The organism is Psychrobacter nivimaris (assembly GCF_009812035.1).
Lineage (GTDB): Bacteria > Pseudomonadota > Gammaproteobacteria > Pseudomonadales > Moraxellaceae > Psychrobacter > Psychrobacter nivimaris.
Window position 1 is genome coordinate 35443 of record NZ_VZIZ01000006.1, and the last position, 16072, is coordinate 51514.

The 16072-nt window shown below is 43.5% G+C and carries 13 protein-coding genes; 6 read left to right on the forward strand and 7 right to left on the reverse strand.

Going from position 1 to position 16072, the window contains the following annotated elements; all coding sequences use genetic code 11:
- The first annotated feature begins 89 nt into the window (after positions 1 to 89).
- Together gloA and FQV37_RS01940 are read left to right on the forward strand one after the other, a co-directional pair.
- Positions 90 to 647 carry a lactoylglutathione lyase gene (gene gloA / locus FQV37_RS01935; RefSeq protein WP_160021068.1) on the forward strand — a complete coding sequence of 186 codons (558 nt, stop codon included), beginning with the start codon at positions 90 to 92 and terminating at the stop codon, positions 645 to 647.
- 72 nt (positions 648 to 719) lie between these two features.
- Positions 720 to 1697, forward strand: coding sequence for a mechanosensitive ion channel family protein (locus tag FQV37_RS01940; RefSeq protein ID WP_160021069.1), 978 nt, complete (start codon positions 720 to 722; stop codon positions 1695 to 1697).
- 130 nt (positions 1698 to 1827) lie between these two features.
- Here FQV37_RS01940 and FQV37_RS01945 read toward each other — a convergent pair whose 3' ends face one another.
- The 3 genes from FQV37_RS01945 to ribA form a co-directional block, all read right to left on the reverse strand.
- Entirely contained in the window at positions 1828 to 2304 is a 477-nt protein-coding gene (locus tag FQV37_RS01945) for a c-type cytochrome (RefSeq protein WP_160021070.1), read from the reverse strand.
- 387 nt (positions 2305 to 2691) lie between these two features.
- The gene (hemF, locus tag FQV37_RS01950; RefSeq protein WP_160021071.1) at positions 2692 to 3702 is read right to left on the reverse strand and encodes an oxygen-dependent coproporphyrinogen oxidase; all 1011 of its coding nucleotides are present in this window, start codon (positions 3700 to 3702) and stop codon (positions 2692 to 2694) included.
- Between the two features lie 7 nt (positions 3703 to 3709).
- Positions 3710 to 4438: a GTP cyclohydrolase II gene (ribA, locus tag FQV37_RS01955; RefSeq protein ID WP_160021072.1), complete on the reverse strand. Its 729-nt coding sequence runs from the start codon at positions 4436 to 4438 to the stop codon at positions 3710 to 3712.
- Positions 4439 to 5070: 632 nt separating this feature from the next.
- Here ribA and dxs point away from each other — a divergent pair.
- Together dxs and FQV37_RS01965 are read left to right on the forward strand one after the other, a co-directional pair.
- Complete coding sequence (gene dxs, locus FQV37_RS01960; RefSeq protein WP_102094689.1) at positions 5071 to 7143, forward strand: 1-deoxy-D-xylulose-5-phosphate synthase; 2073 nt, start codon at positions 5071 to 5073, stop codon at positions 7141 to 7143.
- A gap of 355 nt (positions 7144 to 7498) precedes the next feature.
- A complete protein-coding gene (locus FQV37_RS01965; protein ID WP_102094690.1) occupies positions 7499 to 8326 on the forward strand; it encodes an inositol monophosphatase family protein in 828 nt (275 codons plus the stop codon).
- Between the two features lie 92 nt (positions 8327 to 8418).
- On the opposite strand, the gene FQV37_RS01970 is transcribed toward FQV37_RS01965, so the two are convergent.
- Both FQV37_RS01970 and FQV37_RS01975 read right to left on the reverse strand, forming a co-directional pair.
- Positions 8419 to 9858 (reverse strand): WS/DGAT/MGAT family O-acyltransferase, encoded by a 1440-nt coding sequence (locus FQV37_RS01970; RefSeq protein WP_160021073.1) that lies wholly within the window; start codon positions 9856 to 9858, stop codon positions 8419 to 8421.
- A gap of 174 nt (positions 9859 to 10032) precedes the next feature.
- The gene (locus FQV37_RS01975) at positions 10033 to 10854 is read right to left on the reverse strand and encodes a thiazole synthase (RefSeq protein ID WP_101205496.1); all 822 of its coding nucleotides are present in this window, start codon (positions 10852 to 10854) and stop codon (positions 10033 to 10035) included.
- 327 nt (positions 10855 to 11181) lie between these two features.
- Between FQV37_RS01975 and gspE the strand changes: the two genes are divergently transcribed.
- The gene (gene gspE / locus FQV37_RS01980) at positions 11182 to 12735 is read left to right on the forward strand and encodes a type II secretion system ATPase GspE (RefSeq protein ID WP_160021074.1); all 1554 of its coding nucleotides are present in this window, start codon (positions 11182 to 11184) and stop codon (positions 12733 to 12735) included.
- A gap of 111 nt (positions 12736 to 12846) precedes the next feature.
- Here gspE and FQV37_RS01985 read toward each other — a convergent pair whose 3' ends face one another.
- Complete coding sequence (locus FQV37_RS01985; RefSeq protein ID WP_160021075.1) at positions 12847 to 13320, reverse strand: RidA family protein; 474 nt, start codon at positions 13318 to 13320, stop codon at positions 12847 to 12849.
- Positions 13321 to 13358: 38 nt separating this feature from the next.
- Positions 13359 to 14084: a DUF4442 domain-containing protein gene (locus FQV37_RS01990; protein WP_160021076.1), complete on the reverse strand. Its 726-nt coding sequence runs from the start codon at positions 14082 to 14084 to the stop codon at positions 13359 to 13361.
- Between the two features lie 465 nt (positions 14085 to 14549).
- Here FQV37_RS01990 and FQV37_RS01995 point away from each other — a divergent pair, with 465 nt between their 5' ends.
- A complete protein-coding gene (locus tag FQV37_RS01995; protein WP_240990910.1) occupies positions 14550 to 16067 on the forward strand; it encodes an McrB family protein in 1518 nt (505 codons plus the stop codon).
- The last annotated feature ends 5 nt before the right edge of the window (positions 16068 to 16072 follow it).

A 16072-nucleotide genomic window follows, 5' to 3' on the forward strand; every position in this document is an offset into this window, starting at 1 on the left:
TTCTTATTATGATGAGAGACAGCAGTGAATCATGACAGTCGTGATTCGCTTATTTATAACACTCTTTTTTGAATAACCTTAGGATAACTATGTCTACTAACGATAATAATTCGACCATCGCACAGCCTGCTAGCAGTGTTAGCACGAATGGCGTTCAGCCAATCTCATCAAAGACGACCGGTTTTACTTTTAACCACACCATGCTGCGTGTCAAAGACCCTGTTAAATCGCTAGAGTTTTACACTGGCGTCTTAGGTATGACCTTGCTTGCCGTTAAGAAGTTCCCTGACATGGGATTCGATTTATATTTCTTGGCTAAGTTGACCGAAAGCGAGCGCGAAAACTTGCCAACTGGCGATGACTTAGAAATCTTTGCTTTCCGTCAACGTGGTATTTTAGAGTTGACGCACAACTACGGCACCGAGACAAAAGCTGACTTTAGCTATCATGACGGCAATCAGGATCCACAGGGTTTTGGTCATATTTGTTTTAGCGTTCCAAGCTTGGATGAAGCGGTTGCTTGGTTTGATAAAAACGACGTCGAATTCAAAAAACGTCCAGAAGATGGCAGTATGAAAAACATTGCCTTTATCAAAGATGTAGACGGCTACTGGATCGAAATCGTACAGGCCGATTTGATGGGCTAACTGTCATAACGACAGCACCTATTAAGATAAGTGCGTTAATAGAAATAAATAGAATAAAGGAGTATCACCCAGATGCCTACCTCTGAGGCAGACACGACACTGAGTGCTGAGACAGCTGCGCAGTCTACGACGACAGATGGGTTGACCTATCAAAGCATTCTTGGTTCGGCAAATGAGATATGGGTTGGCTTTGTTGAGCGCATCCCATATTTTGTCGCATCAATTATCGTTATCCTAATTTTTTGGTTTTTATCGATTGTCTTCAAGAAAATCGTTCACAAATTATTAGGTAGCCGTAGTCGGCATCAGAACTTGGTAAAAGTGTTTCAGCGGGTAGGCGGGGCGCTTATTTTCTTTATTGGCTTTATGATCGCCATGGTTGTTGCTATTCCAGGATTTACACCAGCTAAGCTAATCGGCGCACTAGGTATTGGTTCTGTGGCTATCGGTTTTGCTTTTAAAGATATCTTTCAAAACTTGCTCTCTGGTATTTTGCTCCTGATTTCAGAGCCGTTTCGTATCGGTGATCAGATTGTCTCAGGCGACTATGAAGGAACGGTCGAAGATATTAAAATCCGCGCAACTACTATCAGGACTTATGATGGCAGGCAAGTAGTGATTCCAAATTCAGATCTCTATACTTCAGCATTGACCGTCAATACCGCTTATAAGCAGCGCCGTCTACAAGTCGCAGTTGGTATTGGTTATGAAGATGACATCGAAGCGGCCAAAGCTGAGATTATAAAAGCATTAGACAAGATAGAGAGTGTCTCAAAGAAAGCAACACCAAGCGTGATTGCTACTGGTTTTGGCGGTTCGTCCATTGATCTAATGGTACGTTGGTTTATCGAAGATGGTACGCAAGCTAATAAGGTTGCCTCGATTCATCAAGTAATTGTAGGTATCAAAAATTCATTGGATGCAGCGGGCGTAAACATTCCATTCCCAATACGTACGATTGATTTGAGTGATCCTTCAGTGAGTGCAATCGTTAATAAAATGAACGAGCAGCAAGACGTTGTGGATGTGAATAAAACAGTGGCAGAGTAGGGCGCTCGGTGAAATATTTAATTAGTGTCAAAAATGTGATATCTAATAATACTTAGAAAACTAAAAAACCGCCACATCAATTGATATGGCGGTTTTTTTATACGTGTCGACTTGCGATAAATATAAAGGCTTATTCGTCTTTTGCTCTAAAGTCGGTATGGCATGATTTACAGCTTGCACCAACTTGTCCAAAGGCAGGTTTAACATCGTCCATGCTAGTAGCGTTTTGAGCAGCAGCATTTAGCTCAGCAGTGACTTTTTGAAAGTTTTCAGCTTCAGCACTGAAGCCATCAGCATTAGACCAAACCGCTTCGGTAGCATTGCCTACCGCTTCTGGGTCTTCAAAATGACTCCAAGGCTTGGCGGCATCTTCTGCCAAGAACGCCGCTTGCTCTTTAAATACATCCGTATCAAATGTGTCAGGTGCTTTTGCCATATCACCCATGACGCCCATTGCGTCGCCCCAGTTTTTCATGGTGTCTTGACGCGCTTGTACGTCAGGGTTAGATCCTGTTGAAGTGCTACAGGCCGTTAGACCTAGTGCAGCTGCCATCAAGGTAACGCTAAACAGAGATTTGAAAGATTTGTTGGTATGAACCTGTGCCATATGACTTACTCCTTTAAACTTGGCTAATAGTAAGCGCGATTACAAACGCTCGCTTTGACTTAAAATATAGTTATACAAAATACTGCCTAAAATTCTTTTGAGCACAGTTGCTAATAAAGAACGTCTTCTATTGTAACGGTTATCTGGGCGATGGGAATTATATAGTTGTTATATCCTCGTAATATTTTAAATAAGCATACCTTAACTTGGTTGTTACTGCTTATAGTTGATTGCGATGATTGTATTGGTAAATACACGACATGTTTTTTACAATAATAACGTGAGAGTTGCTCGTTTGAATGGTACCGACAATAAAAAAGGCCAGCAAATAGAGGCTGACCTTTTTAATATTTTCCAAAAATATAAATGCCGTGATATTCACGAAACTTATAGTGCCAACCAATCACGCGGCTTTAGATAATAATCGGTCAACTCAAATTCAGGCGTTCCTTCAGCAGGCTCAAAACGATAATGCCAGCTGGCAAGCGGTGGCATGCTGACTAGGATGGATTCGATACGTCCATTACTCTGTAGCCCAAATAGCGTTCCACGATCGTAGACCAGATTGTATTCGACGTAGCGGCCACGGCGATAGAGCTGAAACTCGCGCTGCGTTTCAGTATAAGGCGTATTTTTACGTTGTTCAAAAATCGGCATGATACCGTCAAGATAACCGTTGCCCACGGCTTTCATAAAGTTAAAGCAGGTCTCAAAATCCCAGCCGCGACTTTCGGTACTGACGTCATCGTAAAACAGACCACCAATACCGCGCTGCTCATCACGATGGCGTAGATGGAAATACTCATCACACCACTGTTTAAAATCAGCGTAAATATTGTCCCCAAAAGGCGCACACAAGTCGTGACAAACTTGATGCCAGTGTACACAATCAGCGAGTACTGGATAGAATGGCGTTAAGTCAAAACCACCGCCAAACCACCAGATAGGAGCTTCGCCTTCGGCTTCTGCTACGAATAAACGCACATTGGCATGGCTCGTAGGCACGTTTGGATTTCTGGGATGCACAACTAGCGACACGCCCATTGCTTGGGCTTTACGTCCAGCGATATTAGGGTGACGCGCTGTCGCCGAGGCGGGGAGGTTATGTACATGAATATGGCTAAACATGACGCCCGCTTTTTCGATGACTTCACCATCTGCCAATACGCATGACCGACCGCCGCCGCCTTCAGGACGTTCCCAGTCATCAGGTACAAAGGTCGCATGCTCGTTGTTATTAGTGCTGCCGTCACGCTCTTGTGCTTCTAGCGATTCACAGATGCGTGCCTGTAAATCAACCAAAAATTCACGCACTCGCATGATGTCGTTATTGGTTGGCGTCGTCACTGATGCTACCGTTGATAAGTCTGTTTCGTTATTTGTATTTGTAATACTCATAAGATATCTATTTATTCAGGTGTATGGCGGTATTAAGGTCTGTATCGAGAGAAGCGTCTATATCAAGATTGATATTTTTATCAAACAAGTGGCCCATGCGGTCACGTTTGGTTGCTAGATATTCCGCATTCATATCATTGACACCGACCAACAATGGCACTCGTTCGACAACATCAATACCATGCTCAGTCAGATAAGCGACTTTGTTTGGATTGTTGGTAATGAGCCTGACAGCGTCGACACCGACATGGGCCAGCATCGGACCACACATATCATAGATACGCGCATCAGCAGGCAAGCCTAACATAAGATTAGCATCCAGCGTATCATGCCCTTGATCTTGAAGGGCGTACGCACGAATCTTATTGGTCAAACCAATACCGCGGCCTTCTTGACGCAAATACAAAATCGCACCGCAACCTGACTCTTGGATGGCTTGCATGGCAGTATTGAGCTGCGGACCGCAGTCACATTTCAATGAGCTAAACGCGTCGCCTGTCAGACATTCAGAATGAATGCGAATGAGCGGTACTTGCTTCGCTATCGATTCATCTTTTTGGTTCAATATCATGTCGTCTAAAGGTTGTTTAGCGATATCGTCTGTCTTTTGATCGACCACAGCTAGACCAACGGTCAGCATGACATGCTCTTGACCTTCGCTATTTTCAAAGATATGAATATCAAACTCGCCGTGACGAGTGGGTAATTTGGCACTAGTGATAAATTGATATGACATTGCTGTCCTACATAAGCCTAAAGTCGTGGCGGTGAAAAGTATGTTATTGCTGTTCGAGATGAGCGCTGTTAGAGCCGGTTACTGTTCGAGATAACTACTGTTTTCGAAATAACTATTAGTTGAGATGAGCATGTCATCTCAACTTTACTGCTAAGATTAAGATGATACCAGTATAACCTGTTCATAAAGACAGCGTGCTCATTGTATTTTTTATAAAAACACACAAAGTTCACAGACGACGCACGATGATTAAAGCGACAATTAAAAAAAAATGCTATTATGCCATACTATTTTGACGGATACAGTGACAAGTCTTTACCCTTACATTACTATGTCGTCACTAACATCCGCTATTGATGCAAAATAATAGGGCATAATGTCACCCTTCAGTTGTCAATAGTATGAAAGCATCAATATTTTGATATCAAAACGTTGGTATTGACGCGCAGTCTATTGTCTAGCGTGTCTACTGTCGTAAGTAGCGCAGCTATACAAATACGAAAGTTGCATGAATAATTATATGGTCGATTACATCAATAATGATGTAGGTATTATTGACGTCTTTTGATTATAGTCACCGCTATATTTTAAAGACACGTCTTGTCAGCAGATTGGTAGGTATCGTACGGTTTATGCAGCAGTCACCTCATTCTCCAAAGTCTCAGTCCCTATCTACATCAGTGCTGGATTCTGCTGCTCAGCTATCGAGCTTACAGCAGACCTATACTGTAATTCCACGTGTGCGTCCTCATACGCCATTGCTTGATGCAATTGATACACCCACTGACCTTAGTACGCTTTCGGCTGCCAAGCTTATTACGTTGGCTGATGAATTGCGCCTTTTTCTATTGTATTCAGCTGGTCAGAGTGGTGGGCATTTTGGTGCCAATTTGGGCGTGGTCGAGCTAACTATAGTATTGCATTATTTGTTAGAGACACCGCAGGATCAAATCGTCTGGGACGTGGGTCATCAAGCCTATGCTCATAAAGTACTGACCGGTCGCCGTGAGCAGCTAGGTACTATCAGATCTAAAGACGGTCTGACGGCGTTCCCTGAGCGCGCAGAGTCTGTCTACGATACATTTGGTGTTGGTCATTCATCGACTTCTATTTCAGCTGGTCTGGGTATGAGCCTCGCACTGCGTTATCAAGGCCGCGAGCAAACGGTTGCTTGCATCATCGGCGATGGTGCGATGACAGGCGGTATGGCATTTGAGGCCATGAATGACGCAGTACAGCAAGATGCTGATTTGCTGGTCATTCTAAACGATAATGATATGTCGATATCTTGCTCTATCGGCGGATTTTCACGACATTTAGCCATGCTTTGGGAATCAGGTTATCAAGTTGATATCTCTGAGTCAGGTGAGCCAGTACTCTGCCACCGTCCTGATATGCAAGCGTTCGATCGCCGCAAGCGTCACAAAGAGATGCGTGATGTTCCGCAGCTAGAAGACAACTTATTCAAAGCGATTGGTTTTACCTATTTTGGTCCATTTGATGGGCATAATATTCCTGAGCTGCTGCGCGTATTGTCACTGGCAAAACAAATAAAAGGCCCAGTATTGGTACATATCTATACGACTAAGGGTAAAGGCTTTGCGCCAGCAGAGTTAGATCCAGTGGGCTATCACGCAATCAGTAAATTGCCAGTCGAAAATCATAAAGAGCATGAAGAGTCTAAAGCTGACTCCATAGAGCAGCCAACGAAACAACCAAGTACAAAGCCAGCGTTAAAATATTCGCAAGTGTTTGGCCAGTTCTTATGTGATAAAGCGGCCGAAGACGATAAACTACTAGCTGTCACCCCTGCTATGGAAGAAGGCTCAGGTATGACGGACTTTGCTCGTCACTTTCCAGAGCGTTTCTTTGATGTGGCCATTGCTGAGCAACATGCTGTCACGCTAGCGGCTGGGATGGCAACTCAAGGCGTCAAACCTATTGTCGCAATTTACTCGACGTTCTTGCAGCGTGGATATGATCAGCTGATTCATGACGTGGCTCTACAGAATCTCGATGTGATGTTTGCCATAGATCGAGCGGGTCTAGTCGGTGAAGACGGTGCGACGCATGCTGGCGTATTTGATTTTGGATTCTTACGTTGTGTGCCTAATATGGTGATTGCAGCGCCAAAAGATGAGAACGAGTGTTACCATTTGCTCAATACTTGCTATGAGTATCAAGGGTGCACGGCTGTACGTTATCCGCGTGGTACAGGTACGGGTGCTGATATTGAGCAGCCCGCCCAAACTTATAAAGTTGGCGAAGCAGTTGTCGAGTCAGTATTAGGTAAAGCTGACGCACCTTACAAATTGGCATTATTGGCCTTTGGCACGATGGTAGCAACTGCTCAGCAAGCAGCAGAAACCCTAATAAATAACGATGCAGCATTAGATTACCAGATACATGTGATCAATATGCGCTGGGTAAAACCGCTAGATACAGCAATGCTTGAAACGTTATTAGCGCAAGGGGTCACTCATATAGCAACCCTAGAAGAGCACATGATTATGGGCGGCGCAGGTAGTGCAGTGAATGAATATTTACTAAACGAGTCGGCAGTATTTAAGCAAAGTCGTCCAGCTATTGCTAATATCGGTATTCCTGATCGCTTTATTGCTCATGGCTCCCAAGCAGAACAATTGGCCGACTGTGGTCTAAATGTCGAAGGCGTGATCAAACAGCTCAAAACGTTCTTATCGTAAGCAATGTTTTTAACGTTACAATATTTTTTAAAAAATTAATGCGTTAAAAAGGTCTTACTCAAAACTAATATAAGCTCCTTAAACAGAGCAAACGCCTACTAGCCGTAGGTGCTAACTTTTTTACAACTTGCGCAGTTTAGATGATCGCCAAAGTACTGGCTTGGTCAGCGTGACGGTTTTTTCGTTTTTATCGAACAATTTTAGTATAATGCGGGTGTCTTTTATAAGTTTCCGTTTATAAGAGACACGTTTTTAATCGCATAGATGTGGTGTGATGCGGCGGCTGTTTGGCATGTTGTGGGCACAAAGTTAGTCTTATTTTTTTATATTCATTCATCAAGCAAATAGGTTATTTATGGAACCCATGGTCGTCATCGCAGCGCGTACTGCTGAAAAAGTTGGTAAAGAGATTTTATATGCGCATCAAAACCGCCACAAAATCGAGTTAGATATTGAGTCTAAAGGACTTGATGGTCTGGTTACCCGCATTGATCGCTTTAGCGAAGAGCTCACGATTGAGACGCTAAAAGCCAGCTATCCTAATCATTCATTTTTGGGTGAAGAGTTTGGTATGCAAGAAGGCCGCGGCGAAGATGCTGACTGGTGCTGGATTATCGATCCACTAGACGGCACTAAGAACTTCGTTCATGGTGTACCGCAGTTCTGCGTATCTATCGCTGTACAGCATAAAGGTGTTACCCAACATGGTGTGGTCTATGATCCAGTACGTGATGAGATGTTCTCAGCGAGCCGCGGTAAAGGCGCGCGCTTGAACAATCGCCGTATGCAAGTGAGCGAGCGTAAAACCATTGATGGCGGTTTCTTTACGACAGGACATCCGCTTGAGCGTAAGCGCAATGGCGAAGTTATCTCTTATGCTAAACAGCACTTTGAGAGCTTACAGAAGATATCTGAGGCAGGTGGTCAGGTACGTCGTATGGGTTCAGCTGCGCTTGATTTGTGCTATGTTGCCGCTGGTCGTTTTGACGGTTATTTTGAGATGTCTATCAAGCCTTGGGACATCGCTGCGGGCGAGCTTATCGTGACTGAAGCACGCGGTGTGGTGGTTGATCATACTGGCGCGCACAACTCTATGACATCAGGCTCTATCTTCGCTTGTAATGTGAAATTGCTCAAGCCATTGATGCAAACAGTTGTACAAATTTGGGGTGACGCAATCTAAACGTTAACCTCGTTGGTATTAACGTTTAGCGCTTTCAGGATTTAAATTCAAGTAATATCTATATTGAGTATGAATGAAAAAAGCTGGTTCCATTATGGAGCCAGCTTTTTTGTTTTATCATTACCCTGATTGCCTGCTTTATCTTCGACGGTAATACCTTTGAATGCTAACTCTTTACTGGTAGTTTCTAGCAGCTGCAACTCTTCTTCTATCAGCATTAGCATATCTTGTACGCGAGGCAGCGCCTTGCTACAAGCGGTGATACCAAATTCAATCTTATCTAAATAACTGGCTAAGGTGATATTCATCGCTTGACCATTAAAGACAATAGAAGCGGGGTACAACGATTGCAGACGTGCGCCATTCCAGTACAGCGGTTTTTCAGAACCAGGTACGTTAGAAATAATCAGGTTAAATGCCTGCTTTCTAGGAAACAGTCCTGTCGCCAAATTAATGCCTTGCCACGCGTATGAGACGATACTGTAGTTAATGACCTGCGCTTGGTTCATGCGGCGAAAGCGACGTTTGCCGTTATTCATACTACGATGGATAAGCTCTATCCTGCGCAGTGGATTGTCCAAATGCGTACCCAAGTTTGCCAATACAAATGACAGCTGGTTGCCCGAGATACTGTTATCCGTACGCAGTGACATCGGTACAAAAGCAATCAACGGTTTGCTCGGTAGCGCATCCATTGAGATTAGATAACGACGAATAGCGCCTGCACAGACCGCCAGTACCACATCGTTTCTACTAATTTTGAGCCTTTCAGCAATATCGTTAAACCGCTGTATATCATAAGACTGTGCGGCTATACGCCGTGAGGCTGATATACGTTTATTCAGGATACTCATCGGTGCGTCAAAAGTACCGACGTACCCTTCATCACCGTAGTTTTTTACATTATCTAGCAGTTCTGTAAATACAGGTTTGATGGTAGATATCTGCTCTTTTATTATGCCCCTGATAGATCGTTCGGCAGGTAAGATAGCGTTTACTTGGTTACGATGGCGCGCCATCAACGACCAGACAGGAAGGGTCACTGGCTCGGTTGGCGATTGTGATAAGGATTTTTGAACCAAACGCATCGCTGCGATACCATCAACCAAAGAGTGATGAATCTTAAAATACCATGCAAAACGTTCAGGTCCACCCTCGACTTCTGGTTGTATACCTTCAATAACATGACATTCCCACAAAGGCATGGCGCGATCTAATAAACGCCCATGTTCTCTTGAGACGTACATCAATAGTTCACGTACGCGTCCAGGACTTGGTAGCGCGACATGATGCAAATGATGCTCGACATCAAAGTCTTTGTCTTTTTTCCAAAAGGCTAAATGCTCAAGTACCTGATTAAAAGGAAAGCTGGGCGGCACATCAGACTCTTGCATTTGTTTTACCAATTGATAGACAAAATCGCTATCCGCATTGTCTGGTAATTCAAATACAAACAGTCCACCAACGTGCATGGGCTGTTTACGCGACTCAAGAAGTAGAAACAACTGGTCGACTGCTGTGAGAAGTCGCATAATAAATCCTTTTATGACGATAAGTGTTATGTGAAAATTATAATAAATAGAGATTCAATCAAATAACATTTTTTATTATTTTATAGAGCGTGTTAAGCAATCAACCATAGCACTGACAGCGCCATACGTAAATACTCAACACGCTCTATTATGATATGTCATCTATACTTCAATTTATTGGAAGAAATACCCAGTCTGTGGTGAGCTAGCAGTAGCCATCTTACGCATAGGCATACGACCTGCCAAAAACGCAGCGCGCCCTGCCCACATAGCATGTTTCATTGCGTGCGCCATCATTACTGGGTTTTGCGCATTGGCAATAGCTGAGTTCATCAGTACACCATCACAGCCAAGCTCCATCGCAAGTGCAGCATCAGACGCAGTACCGACACCAGCGTCAACCAATACGGGTACTTTGGCGTTTTCGATGATGAGACTTAGCGTATGACGATTGAGTAGACCAAGTCCTGAACCAATCAAGCTGCCAAGCGGCATAATAGCGACACAGCCCATGCTTTCTAACTCTTGTGCGACGATAGGGTCATCTGAAGTATAAACCATCACTTCAAAGCCATCATCGATCAATACTTTGGCGGCTTTTAAAGTTTCCATAACATTTGGATATAAGGTTTTTTCGTCCCCCAATACCTCAAGCTTAACCAAATTATGCCCACCCAATAACTCGCGAGCAAGCTTACAAGTGCGAATGGCTGTTTCGGCGTCAAAGCAGCCAGCAGTATTCGGTAATATCGTATATTTATCAGGTGAAATCACATCTAATAAGTTAGGCTCATCACTGTTTTGTCCAATATTGACACGGCGAATAGCAACGGTCACGATTTCGGCTGCTGAAGCGGCAATGGCTTCTCCAGTCTCTGTCATGTCTTTATATTTACCGGTACCGACTAACAGACGCGAAGAAAAGGTACGGCTACCGACAGTAAAGGTATCTTGTAAAAGTGGTGTTGGATGAGTAGTGCTAACGTTCTCTGACATAACGGAAAATCCTAATATCGAGCGGGAGAAGGGACAGACAAAATATGATGGGCAATCTAAGCAATCTAAAAGTTGTAATAGACAATGGCAAGCTGTCAGAAAAAAAATCGCATGATATGCTAACTCTGATAGTAATAATATGTGCTGGGCGATAGATATAAAGCGCCAGTCACATAAAATAATACCCGTCTAAAACAAAATGCTATTATAACAAACTCATGCAACCTTACTGGCAGTCTTTTTTGATTCGAACTGTTAAGGACAAGGCATCCATCATGTCTTGACGTGCGTACTTCTTATCCTCTCCTCACTTATTGGGCCGTCTTTATGATGCAATTGCCATACAGCTTTGCGAAACGCCATCAGATTTTGGCCATACTTGCGATAGATCCAGAATTGCCGCCAACATTGGTACTCACCAAAGCGACTCCGTTGTCAGCGATTAATGAAGCGGTACGGTTTTTACAGCAGCAAGGCATTCGCGGTGTACCTACTTATGAAAGTATCAGCGCGAACGATTTTGAAAAACGTATGAACGCAGCTTATGCTGGCAATACAGGAGAGTCGCAGCACATTGCTGCTGGACTTGAAGACCACCCTGATCTCGATAGCTTGGCAGATAGCGTCCCTGAAACTGAAGACTTGATGGATCAACAAGATGATGCACCTATCATTCGTCTGATCAACGCCTTGTTGTCCGAAGCCATTCGCTTAAGTGCCTCAGACATCCATATTGAAACCTTTGAAAAGCGTTTGGTCGTCCGTTTCCGAGTTGATGGTGAGCTCAAAGAAATCATCACACCGAAGCGCCAATTGGCTCCACTGCTAGTCTCGCGTATTAAAGTAATGGCTAAATTAGATATCGCCGAAAAGCGAGTGCCGCAAGATGGTCGTATTAGTTTAAGACTGGCAGGGCGAGAGGTCGATGTGCGTGTATCGACTTTGCCATCAAGCTTTGGTGAGCGTGTGGTGATGCGTCTATTAGATAAGCAAGCTGGCCGTCTTAACATGACGTATTTGGGGTTGTCTGATAATGACTATACTGAGCTAAAGCGCTTAATCCATCGTCCGCATGGCATTATTTTGGTGACAGGGCCGACTGGCTCGGGTAAAACCACGACGCTATATTCTGCATTGACCGATTTAAATGATCAAACTCGCAATATCTTGACCGCTGAAGATCCGATTGAGTTTCAGCTCGATGGTATTGGGCAGACGCAGGTCAATAATAAAGTAGACATGACATTTGCTAAAAGTTTGCGTGCAATGCTCCGTCAAGATCCCGATGTAGTGATGGTTGGTGAAATTCGTGATTTAGAGACAGCAGAGATTGCCGTAAAGGCTTCTTTGACAGGGCATTTGGTATTATCGACGCTGCATACCAACACTGCTATCGGTGCAGTCACTCGCTTACAGGATATGGGGGTTGAGCCGTTTCTGTTGTCGTCGTCGCTTATTGGCGTAGTAGCGCAGCGTTTGGTGCGTACCTTATGTTCACATTGTCAAAGCTGGCAGGCTGCTGATACTGAGCAAGCCAAACTATTTACCGAAATTGGTATTGGGTCAGGGTTGAAAAGTGATGCCGAAGATATAGCAAGTGAGTCGATTCGTTTGCCCAAGCCAGTAGGCTGCGATAAATGTAATCAGTCAGGGTTTAAAGGCCGTACCGCAATCTATGAAGTCGTGCCAATCGATGATACATTGCGCCGTATGATTCATAGCAATACGGCTGAGTATGAGCTGGAAGAGTATGCGCGCCAGCAGACTCCATCGATTCGTGCAGATGGTTTGCGTAAGGTCATAGAAGGGCGCACGACATTGGAAGAAGTGCTGCGAGTGACGAAAGAGAGCGCCTTAACGGATGACACGATACTGGTATAAATTTGCAGACTAGATATCGGTATATCAGACAAAAAACAACTGGCGTGGATAGCCAGTTGTTTTAGTTTTAACGTTTTTCTAATTGTGGAGCTTTAGAGTTTTTAGTCGCTATTATTTTGCAGCCATACATTCAATCTCAACGCTTGCTCCAGCAGCCAGTTCTGATACGCCAAAAGCCGAGCGTACAGGATAAGGCTTTATCATCTCAGACTTGTAGACCTTATTAAAATCATCAAAGTCATCCATATCAGTCAGCATGACCATACATTTAACGATATCAGACTTACGGTAGCCATATTTTAATAGCGTGATATGGATGTTATCGAGCACTTGTTTGGTTTCAGCTTTGATACCGCCTTTGACCAGTTTGCCATCTTTAAAGCCAATTTGTCCCGACATATACAATGTATTGCCCACGCGTACAGCTTCTGAAAAAGGATAAGTACCGCCATCTCCCAAGAAAGTAGGGCTAGATTTAGCAATGCTAACAGCTGTCGTCGTATTAGCACTAGCGCTATGAACAAAACCCAATGAGCACAGAGTGGCTAGCGCTAGCGTAGATAGGCAAGTGCTAAGTTTGGACATACTGTTTCCTCATTGGGTTTGTTATCAATTTTTATTAACTACTTATCAGCACTATTATTTTGAGTAGATGAAGCATCGCTTTCTTCGATTGGTGCCTCGGTTTTAGTGTCATCTTCTGCGTCTTTTTCAGACGCTTTACCTTGGCGGCGTGCCTCTAGCTCTGCTTTTGGTATCCATGCCCAGGTCATCTCAACAACAATGGGATCACGGTCACTATCAGACTCACGATCTTTGATGACACAAGGAATAATCATCTCACCTTTGGGCGTGTTTAGGATATTCAAACGTTGTTCATCAGACAAGCTTGCCACAGCAGCAATTTGACCTTTTTTGATTGGACGATGGAAATTTACTGAGTAAGATTTAATCAGCAGGATACGATCAGAAGGCAAGTTCAAACCCAAAATAAAACCCGTTGCCGTCTCAGCCAGTAATGTGATGGCGACTGCATGGATAGAGCCGATATGGTTTTGGACGGCTTTATTGTTGTTTAAACTAACGACCACTTGGTTTGGTTCTACCGTCTCATAATAAATGCCAGTCGTGCCGACATATGGGACGACCTTGCCAAAGGCTTTAGATAAAATACTTGAGCGTGCTCCAGCAGGCAGATATTTGGTGACGGATAACAGTTTAGTAAATTGATTGCTAATTGGTTTTAGCGTACTACTGGGTTTTTCAACTGAAGATTTTGTGCTGTCAGATACTTTGGCTGGCAGTTTATTGGTCAACTTGGCGGGTAGTTTTTTTAATAATCCTGACATACAAAATTCCTTAACGTAAATGAGTTGAATGACATTCTTAGCATGGCTTTTTATGATGGCGACATAAATATAGATAATGAAAGTCGCTACAAATACTATGGTACATCAACCATTGCCTTCCTACTATTATTAGCATGAACTGCTGCGCTTACAAAACAATAGTAGCGTTGCTATGTTGCTATGTTGCTATGTTGCTATGTTGCTATGTTGCTATGTTGCTATGTTGCTATGTTGCTATGTTGCTATGTTGCTATGTTGCTATGTTGCTAGGTTATGTCATTAATTTAGATCACCACTTAAAGTAGTCTAGGTATCTTATATGCCAGCGTCATTTGGACAAAGGAAGCCGAGTGAAAGTACTACGAATAGTAGACTAAGCGAGACTGACACCGCATCTAATTTATAGAGGGTTGACTATAGTTACCATGCCAATAGACAGTCACGTTATAATGACAAAATGTTAGCATGTCTGTTTTAAACCTGTTTTCAATGCCGCTGGATAACGTTATGCCTGATATGTCTACTCATGAACCGACCAATATTATTTATACGGGCGTTGCTGGTACAGGTAAAACCTATAGATTACTGCAAATCGCGAAGCAATATACCGACTATCTATCCAAGACTGAAAATGAAGATTTATTAGAGCAGCTGCTGCAAGGTCTAAGCTGGCGCGAAGTATTATGTTTGGTATTTTTAGATTTACGTGCTGAACAACAGGATTTGTTAAAGGTACGAGAAATTATTGATCATCCTTTTTTTATGACGAAGGCTGCTCAGAACTCACGTGATAAAAATCTAGATAGCACAGCTTGGTTAGAGTTACGTAGACATAGCCCTACGAATTCTCAAACAGTCAGTTTTGATAACCGTGCTAGCCAAGCTTATTTTGATAAAGACAATAGTGGATCATGGTATTTATTGCCAGAGAGTATGGTGCTACTAGAAGATTTATCGCAGCAATTAGCAGAGTTTCAGCAAGCACAGCGTGACAACCAAGCCCATCAAAATCAAAACATCGGTCAGCAACGTTTTAGTATGGTGAGCTTCCATCAAGCCTACGGTTATGAAGAGTTTGTAGAAGGTATACGTCCTGTCATGAGTGGCGCCACTCAAGCAAATAATAGCATATCTAATCAAAATCAAATGAGTTACGCGGTGCAAGATGGGGCGTTTTTAAAGCTATGCCAACGCGCCGCCCGTGACCCTCAGCAGCGTTATGCCATGCTGATTGATGAGATTAACCGTGCTAACGTGTCACGGGTGTTTGGTGAGCTTCTTAGTTTGATAGAGCCTGATAAACGAGCGGGCAAGCCGAATGCGATGACAGTGAATTTGGCGTATTCTGGGCATGCTTTTAGTGTTCCTGCCAATGTCGATATTTATGCCACTATGAATACCCAAGACCATTCTTTAGCACCACTTGATATGGCATTACGCCGACGTTTTCGTTTCATTGACTGTCCACCGCAGCCTGATTTACTATCGACAATTTATGACAGCAATGACATTGATACTGGACTGTCTGACGGTTCAGAAGCAAGCGCGATAGATTTGAGTAAATTACTAACAGGCTTGAATAGACGTATCGTGCAGACACTGGGAATAGAAGCACAGTTGGGGCATGCGTTTTTGTTCACCGTCACTCAGTTAGAGCAATTACAAACAGCTCTCGTTGAACAAATTATTCCTCAATTGGCTCAAGCAGCTGGTGGCCAAATTACGGTGCTACAGTATATCTTTGGAGATGAGCAGCAACCGACGAGTAAGCAGTTCGTACAGGACAGTCAAGCATTGATGAATGACGAATTGTATAATCCGATGGGCAACCAAAACAATGCTTCCGCTGAACACCAAATATTTGCAGGGCAGGGTTCTTTTCTTGGTCAGTCTATGAATGTGAATAGTTATACTATCAATGCCGATTTGATTGCTAGGGATGGTGAGTTTAATAATGCTGCTATCTATCAGCGTTTGTACTAGCAGGA

Coding starts and splice junctions, on each gene's coding strand:
- FQV37_RS01990 (WP_160021076.1), bottom strand. CDS start 14,084: ATGTCAGGATTATTAAAAAAACTACCCGCCAAGTTGACCAATAAACTG.
- gspE (WP_160021074.1), top strand. CDS start 11,182: ATGATGCAATTGCCATACAGCTTTGCGAAACGCCATCAGATTTTGGCC.
- ribA (WP_160021072.1), bottom strand. CDS start 4,438: ATGTCATATCAATTTATCACTAGTGCCAAATTACCCACTCGTCACGGC.
- dxs (WP_102094689.1), top strand. CDS start 5,071: ATGCAGCAGTCACCTCATTCTCCAAAGTCTCAGTCCCTATCTACATCA.
- FQV37_RS01965 (WP_102094690.1), top strand. CDS start 7,499: ATGGAACCCATGGTCGTCATCGCAGCGCGTACTGCTGAAAAAGTTGGT.
- FQV37_RS01985 (WP_160021075.1), bottom strand. CDS start 13,320: ATGTCCAAACTTAGCACTTGCCTATCTACGCTAGCGCTAGCCACTCTG.
- hemF (WP_160021071.1), bottom strand. CDS start 3,702: ATGAGTATTACAAATACAAATAACGAAACAGACTTATCAACGGTAGCA.
- FQV37_RS01970 (WP_160021073.1), bottom strand. CDS start 9,858: ATGCGACTTCTCACAGCAGTCGACCAGTTGTTTCTACTTCTTGAGTCG.
- FQV37_RS01975 (WP_101205496.1), bottom strand. CDS start 10,854: ATGTCAGAGAACGTTAGCACTACTCATCCAACACCACTTTTACAAGAT.
- FQV37_RS01940 (WP_160021069.1), top strand. CDS start 720: ATGCCTACCTCTGAGGCAGACACGACACTGAGTGCTGAGACAGCTGCG.
- FQV37_RS01945 (WP_160021070.1), bottom strand. CDS start 2,304: ATGGCACAGGTTCATACCAACAAATCTTTCAAATCTCTGTTTAGCGTT.
- gloA (WP_160021068.1), top strand. CDS start 90: ATGTCTACTAACGATAATAATTCGACCATCGCACAGCCTGCTAGCAGT.
- FQV37_RS01995 (WP_240990910.1), top strand. CDS start 14,550: ATGTCTGTTTTAAACCTGTTTTCAATGCCGCTGGATAACGTTATGCCT.